The sequence below is a fragment of the Geobacillus sp. DSP4a genome (genome assembly GCF_013096875.1).
In the GTDB taxonomy this organism is placed as follows: domain Bacteria; phylum Bacillota; class Bacilli; order Bacillales; family Anoxybacillaceae; genus Geobacillus; species Geobacillus thermophilus.
This window is the reverse complement of sequence record NZ_SDLD01000018.1, coordinates 1-16,696: the sequence shown is the minus strand read 5'-3', so window position 1 is coordinate 16,696 and position 16,696 is coordinate 1. Positions and strand designations below refer to the sequence as shown.

17 protein-coding genes, 3 tRNA genes and 2 pseudogenes are annotated in these 16,696 nt (G+C 53.6%); 3 read left to right on the top strand and 19 right to left on the bottom strand.

Annotated elements, in window-relative coordinates; genetic code table 11:
- Positions 1 to 5: 5 nt before the first annotated feature.
- The 19 genes and pseudogenes from ETC02_RS08040 to ETC02_RS07950 all read right to left on the bottom strand — a co-directional run bounded on the left by ETC02_RS08040 (position 6) and on the right by ETC02_RS07950 (position 13,556).
- Positions 6 to 1,184: pseudogene (locus ETC02_RS08040) on the bottom strand (acyl-CoA dehydrogenase family protein).
- 180 nt (positions 1,185 to 1,364) lie between these two features.
- Entirely contained in the window at positions 1,365 to 2,108 is a 744-nt protein-coding gene (locus ETC02_RS08035; protein ID WP_171698185.1) for an NAD-dependent protein deacylase, read from the bottom strand.
- Between the two features lie 73 nt (positions 2,109 to 2,181).
- Positions 2,182 to 2,931: an oxygen-insensitive NADPH nitroreductase gene (nfsA, locus tag ETC02_RS08030; protein WP_171698184.1), complete on the bottom strand. Its 750-nt coding sequence runs from the start codon at positions 2,929 to 2,931 to the stop codon at positions 2,182 to 2,184.
- A gap of 95 nt (positions 2,932 to 3,026) precedes the next feature.
- On the bottom strand, positions 3,027 to 3,860 hold the full coding sequence (locus tag ETC02_RS08025; protein WP_171698183.1) for a pirin family protein: 834 nt from the start codon (positions 3,858 to 3,860) through the stop codon (positions 3,027 to 3,029).
- Positions 3,861 to 4,312: 452 nt separating this feature from the next.
- Positions 4,313 to 4,642, bottom strand: a complete 330-nt coding sequence (locus tag ETC02_RS08020) for a type II toxin-antitoxin system PemK/MazF family toxin (RefSeq protein ID WP_011231143.1) — start codon at positions 4,640 to 4,642, stop codon at positions 4,313 to 4,315.
- On the bottom strand, positions 4,642 to 4,911 hold the full coding sequence (locus ETC02_RS08015; RefSeq protein WP_023634676.1) for an AbrB/MazE/SpoVT family DNA-binding domain-containing protein: 270 nt from the start codon (positions 4,909 to 4,911) through the stop codon (positions 4,642 to 4,644). Before ETC02_RS08015 ends, ETC02_RS08020 begins: the two co-directional genes overlap by 1 nt.
- A gap of 238 nt (positions 4,912 to 5,149) precedes the next feature.
- A tRNA-Ser gene (locus tag ETC02_RS08010) sits at positions 5,150 to 5,239 on the bottom strand.
- Between the two features lie 9 nt (positions 5,240 to 5,248).
- Positions 5,249 to 5,321, bottom strand: a tRNA-Ala gene (locus ETC02_RS08005).
- 10 nt (positions 5,322 to 5,331) lie between these two features.
- Positions 5,332 to 5,408: transfer RNA gene (locus tag ETC02_RS08000), tRNA-Pro, on the bottom strand.
- Positions 5,409 to 5,567: 159 nt separating this feature from the next.
- Positions 5,568 to 5,750 (bottom strand): hypothetical protein, encoded by a 183-nt coding sequence (locus ETC02_RS07995; RefSeq protein ID WP_171698182.1) that lies wholly within the window; start codon positions 5,748 to 5,750, stop codon positions 5,568 to 5,570.
- Positions 5,751 to 5,927: 177 nt separating this feature from the next.
- On the bottom strand, positions 5,928 to 6,908 hold the full coding sequence (locus ETC02_RS07990) for an ABC transporter permease (protein ID WP_050368664.1): 981 nt from the start codon (positions 6,906 to 6,908) through the stop codon (positions 5,928 to 5,930).
- Positions 6,901 to 7,815, bottom strand: coding sequence for an ABC transporter ATP-binding protein (locus tag ETC02_RS07985; RefSeq protein ID WP_171698181.1), 915 nt, complete (start codon positions 7,813 to 7,815; stop codon positions 6,901 to 6,903). Before ETC02_RS07985 ends, ETC02_RS07990 begins: the two co-directional genes overlap by 8 nt.
- Entirely contained in the window at positions 7,812 to 8,609 is a 798-nt protein-coding gene (locus ETC02_RS07980) for an SGNH/GDSL hydrolase family protein (RefSeq protein ID WP_171698180.1), read from the bottom strand. The genes ETC02_RS07985 and ETC02_RS07980 overlap by 4 nt, the downstream gene beginning before the upstream one ends.
- A gap of 9 nt (positions 8,610 to 8,618) precedes the next feature.
- On the bottom strand, positions 8,619 to 8,918 hold the full coding sequence (locus ETC02_RS07975) for a transporter suffix domain-containing protein (protein ID WP_171698206.1): 300 nt from the start codon (positions 8,916 to 8,918) through the stop codon (positions 8,619 to 8,621).
- A gap of 230 nt (positions 8,919 to 9,148) precedes the next feature.
- A pseudogene (locus ETC02_RS07970) lies at positions 9,149 to 9,355 on the bottom strand (MBL fold metallo-hydrolase); the annotation flags it as partial.
- Between the two features lie 287 nt (positions 9,356 to 9,642).
- Complete coding sequence (locus ETC02_RS07965; protein WP_171698179.1) at positions 9,643 to 10,530, bottom strand: sulfite exporter TauE/SafE family protein; 888 nt, start codon at positions 10,528 to 10,530, stop codon at positions 9,643 to 9,645.
- 263 nt (positions 10,531 to 10,793) lie between these two features.
- Entirely contained in the window at positions 10,794 to 12,152 is a 1,359-nt protein-coding gene (gene glnA, locus ETC02_RS07960) for a type I glutamate--ammonia ligase (RefSeq protein ID WP_050367215.1), read from the bottom strand.
- 191 nt (positions 12,153 to 12,343) lie between these two features.
- Positions 12,344 to 12,733: a gamma-glutamylcyclotransferase family protein gene (locus tag ETC02_RS07955; RefSeq protein ID WP_044744334.1), complete on the bottom strand. Its 390-nt coding sequence runs from the start codon at positions 12,731 to 12,733 to the stop codon at positions 12,344 to 12,346.
- A 259-nt stretch (positions 12,734 to 12,992) separates the two neighbouring features.
- Positions 12,993 to 13,556, bottom strand: a complete 564-nt coding sequence (locus tag ETC02_RS07950; RefSeq protein ID WP_050367214.1) for a thioredoxin family protein — start codon at positions 13,554 to 13,556, stop codon at positions 12,993 to 12,995.
- Positions 13,557 to 13,691: 135 nt separating this feature from the next.
- Here ETC02_RS07950 and ETC02_RS07945 point away from each other — a divergent pair, with 135 nt between their 5' ends.
- From ETC02_RS07945 to ETC02_RS07935, 3 genes are all read left to right on the top strand, one after another.
- Complete coding sequence (locus ETC02_RS07945; protein WP_015374768.1) at positions 13,692 to 14,666, top strand: coiled-coil domain-containing protein; 975 nt, start codon at positions 13,692 to 13,694, stop codon at positions 14,664 to 14,666.
- 156 nt (positions 14,667 to 14,822) lie between these two features.
- On the top strand, positions 14,823 to 15,827 hold the full coding sequence (locus ETC02_RS07940) for an LLM class flavin-dependent oxidoreductase (protein ID WP_033016728.1): 1,005 nt from the start codon (positions 14,823 to 14,825) through the stop codon (positions 15,825 to 15,827).
- A 4-nt stretch (positions 15,828 to 15,831) separates the two neighbouring features.
- The gene (locus tag ETC02_RS07935) at positions 15,832 to 16,479 is read left to right on the top strand and encodes an MOSC domain-containing protein (protein ID WP_171698178.1); all 648 of its coding nucleotides are present in this window, start codon (positions 15,832 to 15,834) and stop codon (positions 16,477 to 16,479) included.
- The last annotated feature ends 217 nt before the right edge of the window (positions 16,480 to 16,696 follow it).

Genomic DNA, 16,696 nt, shown 5'->3' with positions numbered 1-16,696 from the left:
ATTTTTCAGATGAACTGACCAAGTTTGACATGCCCTTTAATCAAGTTGCGAGCGATAATGAGGCGCTGAATTTCATCCGTGCCGTCGTAAATGCGCCACAATCTCGCTTCACGATACCAGCGCTCGATCGGCATTTCTTTCGTGTAGCCCATGCCGCCGTGGATTTGCATGACGCGGTCGACGACGCGGTTGCCCATGTTCGCGCCAAACAGTTTCGCCATCGATGCCAAGTGGCGGTTGTCCTCCCCTTAGTCAAGCGTAAACGCCGCATTTAACACCAGCCATTTGGCCGCTTCGATTTCCACCGCTGAATCGGCGATCATCCATTGGATTGCTTGCCGCTCGGCGATCGGCTTGCCAAACGTGACGCGCTCTTTCGCATAATCAATCGCCATCTGCAGCAGCCGCTCCGCCGCCCCGACCGCACGGGCGCCTACGACCCAGCGGGCGTAGCCGATCCACTCAAGCCCAAGCTTATAGCCGTGATGCAGCTCGCCTAAAATGTTTTCTTCCGGCACGCGCACGTTTTCGAAAATTAAGCTGGCTGGCGTCGACGGCCCCATCGTATAAATCGGTTCGGAGCGCCAGCCCATCTCGCGGTCAACGATAAAGCACGTCACCCCTTCGCGCCCGTTCGTCGCCTGATGCCGCTCTTTGTCGGTGATGGCGATCACCATCACGAAATCGGCGTCATTGCCGCCGGTGATGAACGTTTTTTCCCCGTTCAACACCCATTCATCGCCATCTTTGACCGCCGTCATTTTGATGTTGCGCGTATCGGACCCCGCCCCTGGCTCGGTCATGGCGAAACACGATTTTTTCTCGCCATTGATCGTCGGGATCAAGTATTTTTTCTTCTGCTCCTCATTCGCATAATACAAAATGTTGTCCGCCGACCCGCCGAACTGGAACGGAACGAGCGTTTTCGACACTTCCATTAGGACGATCGCCTGCATGACGTGGCCCAAGTTCGCGCCGCCGTATTCCTCCGGCGTGTTGATCCCCCAAAAACCCGCTTCTTTCGCTTTTAATTGCAATTCTTTCAATTTCTCCGGCGCAAGCCCGGGCTTTCCTTCCCACTCATTGCGCAACACTTCGTTTTCAAGCGGCATTAACTCTTTTTCCACAAACTTGCGGATCGCTTTTTGCACCATGCGCTGCTCGTCTGTTAAGCGCAAATACATGATGGTCCCCTCCGTTTTCCGTTACGCCTTTATGCTCGGCTCCATTCATCAAAATACCAACCGGTTGGTATGTTATCTTTATTATATTAGAATGTTCTGAAAATTACAATACCTTTTTTGATTTTTTGTCCAACGGGAAAACGCCATATGTGTTCTCCCGTTGGCATGGAATCTATCGATCTATTCCGCCTGTATTTGCTTGCGCACGCTAGCGACCGTTTCCCCGATTCCGCCATAAATGACAAGGTCAAACATCCCGTCCATTCTTGTCGCTGTTTTGTTGATCAATACTTTCCTTGTTGCCGGCGATTCGGCGGCGACATAAAACGGGATTTGATTCACGGGCGCCACTTCCAAACTTGTTCCCATGGCCAGAAGCAAGTCGCTTTCCGCCGCTCTAGCGAATGCTTCTTCGATACGAGGAACGAGCCCGCCAAACAAAACGACATCCGGTTTGACAATCGTCTGGCACTTTTCGCAGCGCGGCACCTCGTGGTGGTTGATAAACGACAGATCATACTTGTTGCCGCATGACGGGCATGTCGCCGTCTGCAGCGTGCCGTGCAGCTCAATGACATTCGTGCTCCCTGCTTTCGTATGCAGCCCGTCAATATTTTGCGTCAAAATCGTCACCGTCTTGCCCATCTCCTCAAGCCAGCGGAGAAACCGATGCCCATCATTCGGGGCAAAGCCGTCCATCATTTTTAATGAAAACATCCGCTTGAATCGACGCCAAAAATCAGCCGGATCTTTTTTGTAATAATGCTCTGACAAATAATATTCGACATGGTCCTCTTGGGCATAAAGGCCGTTTTCGCTGCGAAAATCAGGAATGCCGGACTCCGTGCTCATCCCGGCCCCGGTCAGGACGGCGATTGTATTCGCCTCTTTGATCCATTGCGCCAGTTGCCGGATTTTGTCCACTCTCGTTCTCTCCTTTCTTACGAACCTCTTGGACTTCGGGAATGGGAGCTGGGGGCTCCCGCCTGCAGCGAGGCTACCGTAAATTGAACCCTTTCCCTTCCACAAACTCCTTCATGTACATCCGGACTTGGCGGCTGAGCATATCGGCCATCTGCCCGGTCCATGTGTCGCGGCGGCGGCCGTTTGTCCGCTGCTCATAATACGCCGAAACCGTTTCGTTGTAGCGTTGCAATTGTTCGAGGAATCGGGCGCGGTCTTGGTTGTATTCGTCCTCATGATAAACGTGTTCAAACGGCAACCGCGGCTTTTGATCCGGCGTTTGTGCAGGATAGCCGACGGCAAGCCCAAACAGCGGAATGACCCGCTTCGGCACATTTAGCAGCGCACATACTTCCGGCAAGTTGTTGCGCAGCCCGCCAATGTAGCAGATGCCAAGCCCCATCGACTCCGCGGCAATGGCGGCGTTTTGCGCCGCAAGCGCTGTGTCAATCAGCGCAACCATAAACTTTTCCGTACTCTCAAGCGATGGAAGCACGTCTTTTCCTTCTAGCTCGCCAATGAGCTCATGGCGGTGAAAATCAGCGCAAAAGACAAAGAAATGGCCGTTATGCTCGACATAGGATTGATTTCCCGCCAGCTCGGCGAGCTTCCGTTTTTTCTCCGGATCTTTCACGCCGATGATCGAGTACGCCTGCACATAACTGGAAGTCGACGCCGCCTGGGCGCATTCGACGATCGTGCGGATTTGTTCATCCGTCAACGGCCGCTCTTCAAAACGGCGAATCGAGCGATGGCGCAAAATCGTTTCAATGACCGCATTCATCATCCATGCCTCCTGATGCAATGAATGGTATTGTTCCCGATTTTCATCATAGTAAAAAAAGAAAGAGCCGAAAAATGATCAGCTCTTTTCTGCCATTACTGACCAAACCGCCCCTCCTGGTAATCGCGGATCGCTTCGCGGATTTGTTCCGGCGTGTTCATGACGAACGGCCCGTAGGCGACGACCGGTTCGTTCACCGGCTCGCCGGCATAAAGAAGAAGGCGCAGCTTTTCACGCGCGGTCACCTGCAGCTCCGTTTCCTCGCCGCGGTTGTGGCGGCTGAAAAACAGCGCTTGCCCGGCTTTTCCTTCCGTCTTGTCGGCGCCAAACATGCCGCTGCCTTCTAAAATGTACAAAAAGCCGTTGTAATGGCCCGGCAAGTCTTGCGCCACCGTCGCCCCCGGCTCCACCGTCATGTCGACCATCGTCACCGGGACGATGTTTTTCGTCGGCGCTTTGACGCCTTTCGATGAGCCGGAAAAGACGCGGATCACCGCCCCTTCCTCTTTTCGCACCGGCATGTCCTCGGCGCGCAAGTTTTGGTAGCGCGGCTCGGTCATTTTATGCGTGCTCGGCAAGTTGATCCAAAGCTGCAGGCTGTGCACGGTTGAACCGGGAGCCGGGTCTTCTTTATGGACGACGCCGCGGCCGGCCGTCATCCATTGCACATCTCCAGGCCCGAGCGTGCCGTGGCCGGCTTTGCTGTCGAAATGTTCAAGCTCGCCGCTGATCACATACGTGACCGTCTCAATGCCGCGGTGCGGATGGACGTCAAACGTTCCTCGCTCAAAAATATCTTCCATCAGCAGCAAAAACGGATCATACTCTTGCCAGTTCCCGGGCTCAAGCACCGAACCGCTGCGATGAATCGGACTGTTGGTGGTCATTTGCACGGTTTTCACGCGACGAATGCGGCGTTGAATCGCCATAACCTCTCCTCCCTTATGTTGCGCAATCCCGGCCGTTGCCGAAAGGAGTGCAGCTCAATCGGCAAACCGTTTCCTCCTTCATCGTACCGGATTCAACGAAAAACAGGCAAGTCATCTGCCTGAAAAATGGCGGCCATACCGCTCGCAAAAAACAAAAAACCTGCCGGCACTCGGCAGGTGGACGTTGGAAGAGGGATTCCAATCCCACCATAAAACTATTGATACAAGGATGAATGGACATGCTCGTTCATCACGTGCAAAATTTGTGCAAAATAATCTCCAGTGTGTCAATCCATGCAAAAAGGCGGGACAATCCGCCTTCTTTTCATTGCTCGATTCTGCCTTTTTAACAAAATATCCGAAGGAAGTCTCCCGCCTCAAGGAGCGTGAAGGGCAAAAATGTACGCAAAAAGTATGCTAAAAGTGAACAAAAGGCCAATATAAATGGCCTTTCACGAAAGAAAAGTATGAATCAGATCCAAGCAATCCGAAACAACTTCATTGGGCGCCCGTCCTACTATTTGAAGCTGTCGGGCGCGCCAATCTAAACTTTTGACCTGATCGGTTAAAATCACGCCTTCAACGGCCAAGCCTGATGGCAATTCCACTTCAAATGGATATCCTTTTTGTTGCCGGGTGATCGGACAAAGCACCGCAAACCCTGTCAATTGATTGAACCGCTTTGGTGATAGAACGATGCCGGGCCTTTTTCCTGCCTGCTCATGCCCTGCTTGTGGATTGAAATTGACGTAAACAAGATCCCCACGATCCGGCGCTTGCATCAGAACAATTCATTCCCTTCTGTTCCAAAATCAATTTCAGCATGGCGATTTTCCGGCGTGATTTTAGCCAAAAGTTCCTCCAATGTCGGCTTTTTCTTTTTCGGGATCAACTTGATCGCTTGGTTCTCAACGATCACCTCCACTTCTGATCCTTGATGAAGCGCTAAACGTTCAGCAATCACGCTTGGGATACGAACCGCAAGGCTGTTTCCCCATTTTTGAACTGTTATTGTCATGATTGACACTCCTTTCTGTTTGTTTAATTCCACTATACCTCTCTCCTTTCATTTCGTATATACATAGTATATACATAAATTCAAAAAAAAGATGCCATCGAGACGGTGTTTTCGATTCGAAACGAACGATTACGATTGATGATAAGACGCTGAACATGTTAAAAGATTTGAAGAAAAGTCAAAAGGATTCCCAAAAAAATGAAAAACGACTGCCAACGCAGTCGTATCAAGGGGTTCATGATTTACAATTTGACAGGATGGATATTAGAAATGGAGGAAGAGGGATTCGAACCCCCGCGGGCTGTGACACCCCTAGCGGTTTTCGAAACCGCCCCCTTCAGCCAGACTTGGGTATTCCTCCGTATGAAAATGGAGCCTATCGGATTCGAACCGATGACCTCCTGCGTGCGGGGCAGGCGCTCTCCCAGCTGAGCTAAGGCCCCATGTCTATAATGGTCGGGAAGACAGGATTTGAACCTGCGACCTCACGGACCCGAACCGTGTGCTCTACCAAGCTGAGCTACTTCCCGTCGTTCTCTTGTTTATTTTCCCTTGCGACAATTCATATTTTATATGAGTTCTATAAGAAAGTCAATAGTTTTTTTATTTTTTTTGCGGCTGCTCACACAAAAACGGACAAAAGGCGCGTTTTTTCCACAGCCGAACGCATAGCGCCCCCCTTTTTTTTCCTATACTAAAAACACATCAAACGCATCAAGAAAAGGGGACGCTCCGTGAAACTGATTCCGCCGGCGCGGCGCAGGCGGGCGCACTTGTCGCAGTTTACCACGACCCACTTGCATTTGCGCCACCCGCTGATTGTCGCCTTCTTTTCGTTCTCGTTTCCCGGGTTCGGCAATTTCATGCAGCACCGATACGCCACCGCTTTTATTTTAATCGTATGGGAGCTGTTTATCAATACAAAGGCGCACGTCAACACAGGTATATTATACTCGCTCCTCGGCGATTTTGAAAAGGCCAAAGAGTTGTTCGCAACGCTCGTTGAAACAACCGCGAGGGGATTCCCCGCGGTTTTATTGCTCTCCTTCTCAATACACATCCCGCCGCGTAAACACAACAAAAGCGACGATGAGGGCGACAAGCCCCCAGACAGCCAGCACGGCCATCGAAAAGCCAAGCGTCATCCCCTCAATCGGCGGAGCCGCTCCTTTTATGTAATCCGTCAGCCGCAAATTGACCATAAACAAATATTTTGCCGAATGCCACGACGACACCATGTTCGACAAAATCGCGCCAGAAATCAATGCTGCCAGCATGATGCCCATCACCGCCGCCGTGCTCCTAAGCAGCACGGAAAACATAAACGTCAGTGTGCCGACGACAACGCTCACAAACGCTGCCAGCCCGAGCTCGATCAAAATGTATTTCCATTGCGGAATCATGTGGACATTCGCTGTATTGAGATCCTCTCCTTGCTGGACAAATCCGGTCAATAGCGGCAGACGGAAGCCGCCATATCCAAACACGAGTCCGGAGATGGCATACGACAGCACCGCCGCCATCAGCATAATGAGCGACACCGACAGGAGCAACGCGATATATTTGCTCAACAAAATTTTCCACCGCTTCACCGGCCGAACGAGAAGCAGCTTGATCGTTCCAGCGCTTGCCTCGGACGACACTAAATCGGCCGCAACCACCATCACTAAAAGCGGCAAAAACAAGTCGATGGCGTTTTCGATAAACGTGCGCATAAACGTCGGCGCTCCAGGGGCGGACGGATTAATGTTGTGCTCTAAGTAGTACTGCTGCTGCTTGAGGCGGATTTGCAAGTATTTCTGCCATTCCTCAGACATGCTCGGCGACTGCAAGCGGTTTTGCAAATCGACGATTTGCTGCTGCAGCTGCGTCCGCCAGTCGGTCGTGCCAAGCCGTTTTCTCAACTCTTCCGTCTCGCGGTATTGGGCGTATGTAAACAAGGCGACGAGCACCGCAATGATGGCGGCGATCACCCATAGCCGCTTTTTGCGGACGATTTTCAACATTTCATTATACACGAGCTTACTCAATCGTTTCGCCCCCTGTCAGCTCGATAAACAAGTCCTCGAGCGTCGGCAGCCGCGGTTCAATTTCCGAAACCGAGACGCCGGCTTGGACAAGTTTGGCGTTCCAAGCGGCTAGTCTCGACGGCTCATATGGCGTGACGATCGTCTCTTCATCGGCGCGCAACACCTCGGTTTCCTCGGCCAACAGCGCCCGCGCCCGATCCGTTGGAGCGGCTTTCCAGACGACGCGCGCCTGTTGGTTTAACAGCCGCTCAACCGTGTCCACGGCCAAGAGCCGCCCTTTCGCCATAATGGCGACGCGGTCGCACATTAATTGAATTTCACTTAACAAATGCGATGAAACGAGGACGCTCAACCCTTCCGTTTCCGCCAAAAAGCGGATGAAGGCGCGCATTTCGCGAATGCCGGCCGGGTCAAGGCCGTTGGTCGGCTCGTCCAAAATGAGCACCTTCGGCTTTCCAAGCAGCGCCTGCGCGATGCCGAGCCGCTGCCGCATGCCGAGCGAATACGTGCCCACCCGGTCATGGATGCGCTGTTCCAGCCCGACGAGCTTCGCCACTTCCATGATGCGATCTGCACCAATTCCCGGCATCATGCGGGCGAAATGTTCAAGGTTTTCCCAGCCTGTTAAATACGGATACATTTCTGGGTTTTCGACGATGCAGCCGATCTGGCGGATCGCGTCGGTAAACTGGCGATGAAGATCATACCCGCAAATCGCCACCGTCCCCGCCGTCGGCCGAATGAGCCCGACGAGCATGCGGATCGTCGTCGTTTTTCCCGCGCCGTTCGGCCCTAAAAAACCGAATACTTCCCCTTCATGCAGCTCAAACGAAATGCCTTTAATAATTTCCTTGCCGCGAATCGTTTTCCGCAGCTCTTTGACCGCTAACGTCACCTGTTTGGTCATTGCTCACCCTCCTCCGTCAACGTGATGAGCGAGGCGACGCGCTCTCCAATCCGCTTGTACCCTTCTTTGTTTGGATGGAAATGGTCGCTATATAAATAATCATTGACATGCAAGGCAAACAAGTCAAACGTCGGCACCGCGACGATGTTCGGATAGCGGGCCGCCACTTCCGCTGATGCAAAATTCCAATCGCGCACAACCGCCGACGTCCATTTGGCATCGTCTAAATCGCCAAACGGGTTGTACAAACCGATCGCAAAAATGACCGCTTCGCTGTTGAAGCGGCGCAGCGCGGCGAAAATGCGGTCTAGGTTGGCTACATATCGCCGTTTCGCCTCATTCAGCTGCTTTCGATCCAGTTTCAACGCTTCCCCGCCTTGAAACAAGTCGTTGCCGCCGATGGTCATCACAATAAGATCCGCCATGGCGACTTGCCGCTGAATCTCAGGCTGGCCAAGCTGGCGAAGCAGTCCGTCGGAGCGAAGGCCGCGAACCGCCAAATTCGTCACACGGATCGGCTTATCCGTTTGCCGGCGAAGCGCATCGACCATATAGCCGACATACCCTTTTCCGCTTTCATCGCCCGTTCCTCTCGTCAACGAATCGCCAAGAGCAACAATATCCATTTTCTCGTCATGTTGCCTTGTTTCAGCCGTCGGCGGCCGTTGTTCTTTCGTCGGCGGCTTGGCGGCCGAAAAAAACTGGTCTTGCACCGCCAATGCCAGGCCGCCAAGCCAAAGCACTCCGGACAGGGCGGCAACGGCTACGAGAAGCGCAACTGTGCTCCGTCGCATGCAACCACCTCATTTCTTCATCGTTGTCATCTCTCGCGATCCGTCTTGGCATTGTTCGCCATCATTGGTTTGATCCGACAACCGCCGTTTTATTCGCCAATGTTTCGGATCCCAATACTTCTTCAGCTTCGACGCCGCTTCCTTTCCAACCAACAGCGCCCCGATCCAAAACATGATTTCCGCCGCCACAATGACAACCGCAACGATCGACGCTTTGGCCGCAGTCGAAAACGGTAAAAATGGCGCGATGGGCGGAATGACCCAAACGACGAACGATGCGATGATGAGCCCGACGCCAATGTGATGCATGACGGACCGCCTCTGTTTCACTCTTCCGTTCCCCCTTGCTCATGGACGCTCTTTCCAACAGGAATCAGGATCGCTTATTTCCACTCTAACATATACACCGCGATTTCACGAAATGATCCGCCTAAAAACCGAACACACAAAAACAGTTTTTCCTGTTTTTCCAATTTTCGCTTTCCCGTCAAAAAAGAAACCCAGCCGAATCGGCCAGGCCAATCGAATGATCACCGTTGGGTGACGATGATATAGCGAATCTCAGCCGGATCGATCCGAAGCGCTTTCAACCCTTCAAGCAAGTGCGGCACCGACGGGCTTGGCCCTGTTTCCACGATCGCCAAGTTCTCTTCGTGAAGCACGTATGTACCGGTGCGCCGCGGCATGCGCAAATCATACAAATCGATGAGTGAAATGCGGCGGCCGAGATCAAGCGGCTGTGCCATGTTCCCTCTCCCCCTTTGGTTGATGATGCAGAATATTTTAACATAGAAACCGGCTTCCCGCTACAGGGGTTGATAAAAAAGCAGCCCCTGCCCAGAGGGCAAGAGCCACCTTCTCGTTTCAACTGTCGTCAACAGGGCAACAACTGCTCCGCGCGCTATTTTTGAGGGCAGGCGCTGTCGACCGTTGCCCTTTGCAGCACGAACAAGCTCCCTGATGCTCAACCCGATCGCATCCAACGCTGCCGCCAACGGAAAGACACTGTCGTTTGCCAAGCGCCCCCCAATGCTTACGACGCCAACTCCCCACTAGCTGTTTTTCCTTTCCGCCCGTTTCGGATCGCCAGCCATACCGCCGCGGCCCAACCGATGACGATGAGGCCATAAACGGTCGGATACACCGGCGCAGGCGCCTCCCAAGCGTGCAGGAGCGTGCGGACGTTCGTCAAAATAATCAACCCGCCGACCAACACTCCAAGCAAATGGGACGGCAGTTTGCGCACAAGCCAAGCGGCGATCGGTGCAGCGACGACCCCGCCAGCCATGAGCGTCAGCACCCAATACCAGTTCACTTGCTCCCAACCGAGTGAAATGACGAATCCGAGCGTTGCCGACAAGGCAACGGCAAATTCGGACGTATCGACCGTGCCAACCACCTTGCGCGCCTCCATGTTTTTATTGGCCAACAGCACCGGCGTCGCAATCGGCCCCCAGCCCCCACCGCCGGTCGCATCAAGAAAACCGGCCGCCAAGCCGAGCGGGACGAGCTGCTTATTGGACCACTGTTTTCCTGACGCCGACGGCGCGCGGCCGTTCAACACTAAAAATCGATAAATAATGTAAAAGCCAAGCGCCAATAAAAACAACGATACATACGGTTTGATCACATCCCCTGGCAAGTTGCTTAAAAAGCATGCTCCGATAAACGCGCCGACCGATCCGGGAATAATGAGCTTCCCGACCATGGCGCGATCGACGTTGCCAAATTTCCAGTGAGAGGCGCCGGACGCCGCTGTCGTCACCACTTCCGCCAAATGAACAGACGCCGAGGCAACAGCTGGAGCGATGCCAAACGTCAACAGCAGCGTCGACGAGGTGACGCCGTACGCCATTCCGAGCGATCCGTCGATCAACTGGGCGATAAATCCTACAAACACAAAAACGATCAGTTTTTTCATTGGTTTCCCTCCGCTTGCAATAGTTGAGCGTGTTACTTATAATTTAAATCCCATTATTCATAGATGTCAACTATGAATTTAAAATATAAAAAAATGCAGTCATCTTTTCCTCCCCACGCGCAAGATGACGTTGCGAACGCCGGCAGCTTGGCGGCCGACGGGCGGAAGGCGCCGCGCGACCGTCCATCAAGACAAACAGCTGCCTGCAGAAAAAAGGCGCCCCGAATATGGCGACGGGACACCTTTTGGATGGTGGCTTTCGATCAGAACTTTCCTTGATACCGCTCGACTTCCCAAGCATGAACCGCCGTGCGGTAGCTGTTCCATTCCTCTTTTTTCAACGCGACATATTCGTTGAATACGTGCTCGCCAAGCGTCGTGCGGCCGATTTCGCCTTCTTCGAACGCAGCGACAGCAGCACCCAAGTTTTCCGGCAAGTTGTCGATGCCAAGCTCCGCACGGCGTTCTTCCGACATATGGAAGATATCTTCATCAACCGGTGCTGGAGCGGTTAACCCTTTTTCGACACCGTCAAGGCCAGCGGCAGCGATGATGGCATACGCCAAATACGGATTCGCTGACGGATCCGGGCAACGGAGCTCAACGCGCGTCGCAACGCCGCGTTTCGCCGGAATGCGGATAAGCGCCGAACGGTTCGAAGCGGACCACGCGATGTAGCAAGGCGCTTCATACCCTGGCACAAGCCGTTTGTACGAGTTGACAAGCGGATTCGTAACCGCCGCAAAGTGCTTCACATTTTTCAGCAAGCCCGCGATGAATTGGTACGCTGTTTCTGACAACTGGTTCGCATCGTTCGGATCAAAGAACGCATTTTCCCCATCTTTGAAGAGGGAAATGTTGACATGCATCCCTGAACCGTTGATGCCAAACACCGGTTTTGGCATAAACGTCGCATGGAGGCCGAACTTGCTGGCGATCGTTTTGACAACCCATTTGTATGTCGTTGCATTGTCCGCCGCACCGAGTGCATCGGCATATTTGAAGTTGATCTCATGCTGGCCTTCCGCCACTTCATGGTGCGACGCTTCAATCGTAAAGCCCATCGCTTTTAAGGCGCGGTAAATTTCAAGGCGAACGCGTTCGCCCAAGTCTTTCGGAGACGGTTCGAAATAACCGCCGCCATCATGGAGCTCGAGCGTCGGATTGCCGTTTTCATCGGCTTTGAACAGGAAAAACTCCAGCTCCGGGCCGACCGAGATCGTATACCCTTTTTCCGCCGCCCGCTCGACCGTTTTTTTCAACACGTTGCGCGGATCGCCTTCAAACAGCGTGCCGTCCGGATTGGTCACCGAGCAGAGAAAGCGCGCTTCCGCATAGCCTTCCTCGACCGTCCACGGCAAAACAGCAAACGTATTCAAATCCGGAAGAAGATACAAGTCGGAGCGGTTGATCGGCGAAAATCCTTTGATCGACGAACCGTCAAACATGATTTTTCCTTCGACGACGTCATCAAGCTGTTCCGCCGTCACCGTTACATGTTTTAAAATCCCTTCGATGTCGACAAACTGCAAATGAAGAAGTTCAACGTTCTTTTGTTGGATCGTTTCTTTAATTTGTTCGAGCAATCCCGTTTGGGTGGAGGAAACGAACGTTTTTGACATGTCACATTACCTCACATTCTTACGTTTATTTTTCTAACATGCTTTTATTATAGAAAAAGAGTGGCCGTTTGGCAACACTTTTTTAGCAATTTTTCTGTATTTTTATAACGATTTTTTGCAACCGTTTTCATATTCATGTAAAAAATAAACAGCCCAGAGGATGACCGTTCCTCACAGGCTGTTTCTAGATGTTACATTTTCTCCTCACGCCGCCGCCATGATCCGGACGGAATAAGCGGCAAGCCGGCCGCTTTTTCCGGCGGATAGACGTACACATATCCTTCGATCGGTTTGCACGCGTCGCGAACCCACACCCGTTCGTATTCGTTATCGCGCCGCCCTTCAACGTAATCCTCGAGCTCATCCATTGCCTTGAGCCCTTCTTCCGTCACCGTCAGCCACTCCCCTTCCACTTCCCCCTCTTCTCCAAGCACAAGCGCGGGGTACGGACCGACATTGTATAAGCGGCCGTTTACTTTCCCTGGACACGCGGCGCGAACGTATGGAGCGGCCACTTCATGGTTTTCTTCGCCAGTCAGCAGCGTGCCATACACAAACACCCGATATCGCCCTTCTGCCATCTCCTCGTTCTCCTTTTGTTTACATAACATAAATTACGAAAACTCAAGGAAAGGAAACAAAAACAATGGAAGCCCTTCCTCTCATCCATCCTTGCCGCTCCGAGGCGGCGCCAGTGTGAATTTGTTCAGTAGATCGCGGCCACAAAAATGCCGTGCCGGCTGCACTCGCAAGCCAACGGCACGGCGGTGGCGATTCCGCAACGAACGAATGATGCTTTTTCCAGCATACCCGCTTCACAATGAAAAGTCAAGCACATTGTTACAGTGTTTGTTTCCATTTAATGCTGCAGCCGATGCTCGGCTTTTGCTTTTCCGGCACCGGGCGGCCCTCCAACAAAGCATCCAGCGCGGTGCGGATCGACTCCCCGGTGACCGGGATGCCGTTGTTCGGGCGCGAGTCGTCCAACTGGCCGCGGTAGACGCATTTCAGATCCCGGTCGAAAATGTAAAAGTCCGGGGTGCAAGCGGCGTCGTATGCTTTCGCCACCTCTTGCGTCTCATCGTACAAATACGGAAACGGATAGCCGAGCTCTTCCGCCACCTTTTTCATGTTTTCGGGTGAATCTTCTGGATACTGTTCCGCATCGTTGGAGTTGATGGCGACAAACGACACCCCTTTGGGCATATAATCGTTCGCGAGGCGAACAAGCTCGTGCTGGACATGCTTGACAAATGGGCAGTGATTGCAAATGAACATAATGACGGTTGCGACGTCCGATTTCACATCCTCAAGACGGACGACATTGCCATCGATGACATTCGTGAGGGCAAACGGGGGCGCTTGTTTGCCAAGCGGAAACATATTCGATTCGACAGCTGGCATCAACAACACCCTTTCTCCAATATTTTCTTTCATTATATCAAAAGGAAGGCGGGTGTCACAAATCCAGCGCCCAAACCGAACTGCACAGCTCGGCATATGATGCCACATAGACGACGGAAAGGAGGCGTTTGTGCATTGATTTATATGAATAAACACATGACCCCGCGCGTGTACGGGCCAGCTGCCGCACCACCCGCATCCCACCCGATGTTTTATTATCGCCGCACCGCCGCGCAACAAATGCTCGAACAGCAAAAACAACAGTTCGATCAGTTGGCGGAACGACTCGCCCAACTTGAGGACGCCATCGAAGAAGGGCAAAAGCACCAAGCGGAACAACGCGAACAAATGGCGGACATGTTCGCCCGCCTCGAACAGTCGCTTGCGGCCGGCTGGGCGCGGCAAAGCGGACGGCTTGCCGAGGCGCTGTCCGAGCTCGGACAAACGGTGACTGCTGGACAAGTAGCCCAAACCCATTATTACGAAGAAATGGCCGCCATAGTTGCCTCGCTTCAGCAAGCGGCCGAAACCGGGCAAAAGCAACAGGAAGCGCAAAGCGGGCAGTGGGCGGAAGCGCTCGCCCGCCTCGAGCGGCTGCTTATGGAAGCACAGGCGGGGCAAGCCGCCTTGGCCGGAACGCTCGAACGCCTCGAGCAGTCGGTCATCGCCCAGCAGGAGCGGGAGGAAAGGCGACAATTGCGGTGGGAAGAGCAGCTGGCCAAAGAAGAAGCGGCGCAGCAGGCCGTCATCGAAGCGCTCACCGTGCAAAGCGACACGATGCGCCGGCTCGAGCAGCGGACGGCTGAACGTGAACAGCTCGCCGAAGGAATGGCCGCCCGCCTCGAAGGGCAGGAAAAACTGTACCAAAAGTTGATCGAGCAGTTCGAGCTGCAGCACGTGTTCCATGAGACGGTCATCGAACGGCTTGAAGCGCAAGAGGCCGCGCAGTACAAAGTCACCCGCCAGCTTGACAGTTTAAAAGAGGCGCTGTATGAACGGTGTTCGTTTATCGTCGACAGCGTCAGACAGCTGTTTCATTCCTTTTTCCCTAAGCGCGGCCCCAAACCCGACCGCCAGGCGGCTGAACAAAAGCAGTCCGTCAGCTTGTGAACTGCCGCGCATCTTGACGAGATTGGCCGATCCGCCGACGGCGGATCGGTTTTTGCTAGACGGGTGGACAAATGAATGGACAAACCGAAGCAAAACAGCGCATAATAGAAACTAATCATTATTTCCACCGCTGCGGCGGAAGAAGGAGGAATCGCAATGGCGCTGCAACTGAGCGTCCTCGACCAGTCGCCGATCGCCGAAGGCATGACGGCAGAAGAAGCGCTCGAGAACACCGTCAAGCTCGCCCAACACGTTGAGCAGCTCGGCTATAAGCGGTTTTGGGTGTCGGAACACCACGATACAAACAGCCTTGCCGGTTCGTCGCCGGAAGTGCTGCTCGGACACATCGGAGCGAAAACGTCGCGCATCCGCATCGGCTCAGGCGGCGTGATGCTGCCGCATTACAGCCCGTACAAGGTGGCGGAAAACTTCCATGTGCTTGCCGGCCTTCATCCCGGCCGCGTCGATCTCGGCATCGGGCGGGCACCCGGCGGCATGCCGCGGGCGACGATGGCGCTCCAAGACGGCCGGCCGCGTTCAGCGGATCGCTATCGGGAGCAAATCGATGACTTGCTTGGGTATTTGCACGATGCGCTTCCGCCCGTCCACCCGCTTTATGGCGTCAAGGCGACGCCGATCGTGCAGTCCCCGCCGGAACTATGGCTGCTCGGCTCCAGTTCGGAAACGGCGAAGCTGGCAGCCGATAAAGGGCTGCCGTACGTGTTCGCCCAGTTTATCAACGGGGAAGGCGGCGAACATTATATGCGGCTGTACCGCGACCGGTTTGTTCCATCGCCGTATTTGGCCGAGCCGCGCGGAATGGTCGCGGTGTTTGCAATTTGCGCCGAAACGGATGAAAAAGCGGAATGGATCGCCGGCAGCCTTGATCTGTCGCTTCTTATGATCGAGCAAGGGATGGCGCTGAACGGCACGCCAAGCCCGGAAAAAGCGGCTGCGTATCCGTACAGCCCGTATGAGCGCAAACGGGTGGAAGACAACCGGCGGCGGATGATCGTCGGCAGTCCGACGCGCGTCAAAGACAAGCTGTATCGGCTGAGCGAAACGTATGAAACAGAGGAAATCATGCTCGTGACGATTACATACGACTTCGAGGATAAACTCGCAAGCTTCCGGCTCATCGCCGAGGCGGTATGGGGGTGAACCAATGCAAATTGTTTCAATTAATGTTGGAAAGCCGAAAACAATAGAGGTAAATGGCGAGCGGCTAGTGACCGGCATTCACAAAACGCCGGTCGCCGGGCCGGTCGCTGTCGGCAAGCTCAACTTGGCTGGAGATGGACAAGCCGACCTCGTCCATCACGGAGGAGAAGATAAAGCGATTTGCGCCTATCCGTCCGAGCATTTCGTCTATTGGGAAGAGCGATACGGCCGCCCATTTACGGCGGGGGCGTTTGGCGAAAACTGGACGCTTCTCGGGTTGACGGAAGACGATGTATGTCTTGGCGACATGTATGCCGCCGGCACGGTGCTCGTACAAGTGTCACAGCCGCGCCAGCCGTGCTCCAAATTGGCGTTCAAACATCAGCTGCCCGATTTGCCGAAAGCCGTCTGCCAGACAGGAAAAAGCGGGTTTTATTTCCGCGTCTTGCAAGAAGGCGTCGTAGAGCCGGGCGCGCCGCTCGTTCTCGTCGAACGGGGCGTGGGGGCGCTGTCTATCGCGTATATCAATCACATTTACTATCATGAGCGCGACAATGCTGCTGCCATGAAGCAAATCGCCAGCCATCCGGCCTTATCCGCAAGCTGGCGCGAAACGTTTCAAAAGCGTCTCGCCGCTCGGCCCCGGCCGTAAAGCACAAAGCGGCGGAAATGACTAACAAAATATCTTTATACCCGTGGTGCTAGATAAACTTGATCAAGCATAAAAATAGCCCTTGCTGGTGGATCTCCAGTAGAATGAAAGTGTCACCCAACATTCGAAAGGAGAGATCCCCCATGCAAGAGCACTTTCATTTTACTACAGATCCAGCCAAACTTCAAAAACAATATGCCGCTATTTTCTGTTTTGT

Excerpts from the sequence above, each read along its gene's own strand:
- nfsA (WP_171698184.1), bottom strand. The coding sequence starts at position 2,931 with ATGAATGCGGTCATTGAAACGATTTTGCGCCATCGCTCGATTCGCCGT.
- ETC02_RS08025 (WP_171698183.1), bottom strand. The coding sequence starts at position 3,860 with ATGGCGATTCAACGCCGCATTCGTCGCGTGAAAACCGTGCAAATGACC.
- ETC02_RS08020 (WP_011231143.1), bottom strand. The coding sequence starts at position 4,642 with ATGCAAGCGCCGGATCGTGGGGATCTTGTTTACGTCAATTTCAATCCA.
- ETC02_RS07985 (WP_171698181.1), bottom strand. The coding sequence starts at position 7,815 with ATGACCAAACAGGTGACGTTAGCGGTCAAAGAGCTGCGGAAAACGATT.
- ETC02_RS07980 (WP_171698180.1), bottom strand. The coding sequence starts at position 8,609 with ATGCGACGGAGCACAGTTGCGCTTCTCGTAGCCGTTGCCGCCCTGTCC.
- ETC02_RS07975 (WP_171698206.1), bottom strand. The coding sequence starts at position 8,918 with ATGCATCACATTGGCGTCGGGCTCATCATCGCATCGTTCGTCGTTTGG.
- ETC02_RS07965 (WP_171698179.1), bottom strand. The coding sequence starts at position 10,530 with ATGAAAAAACTGATCGTTTTTGTGTTTGTAGGATTTATCGCCCAGTTG.
- glnA (WP_050367215.1), bottom strand. The coding sequence starts at position 12,152 with ATGTCAAAAACGTTCGTTTCCTCCACCCAAACGGGATTGCTCGAACAA.
- ETC02_RS07955 (WP_044744334.1), bottom strand. The coding sequence starts at position 12,733 with ATGGCAGAAGGGCGATATCGGGTGTTTGTGTATGGCACGCTGCTGACT.
- ETC02_RS07950 (WP_050367214.1), bottom strand. The coding sequence starts at position 13,556 with ATGCCAGCTGTCGAATCGAATATGTTTCCGCTTGGCAAACAAGCGCCC.
- ETC02_RS07940 (WP_033016728.1), top strand. The coding sequence starts at position 14,823 with ATGGCGCTGCAACTGAGCGTCCTCGACCAGTCGCCGATCGCCGAAGGC.
- ETC02_RS07935 (WP_171698178.1), top strand. The coding sequence starts at position 15,832 with ATGCAAATTGTTTCAATTAATGTTGGAAAGCCGAAAACAATAGAGGTA.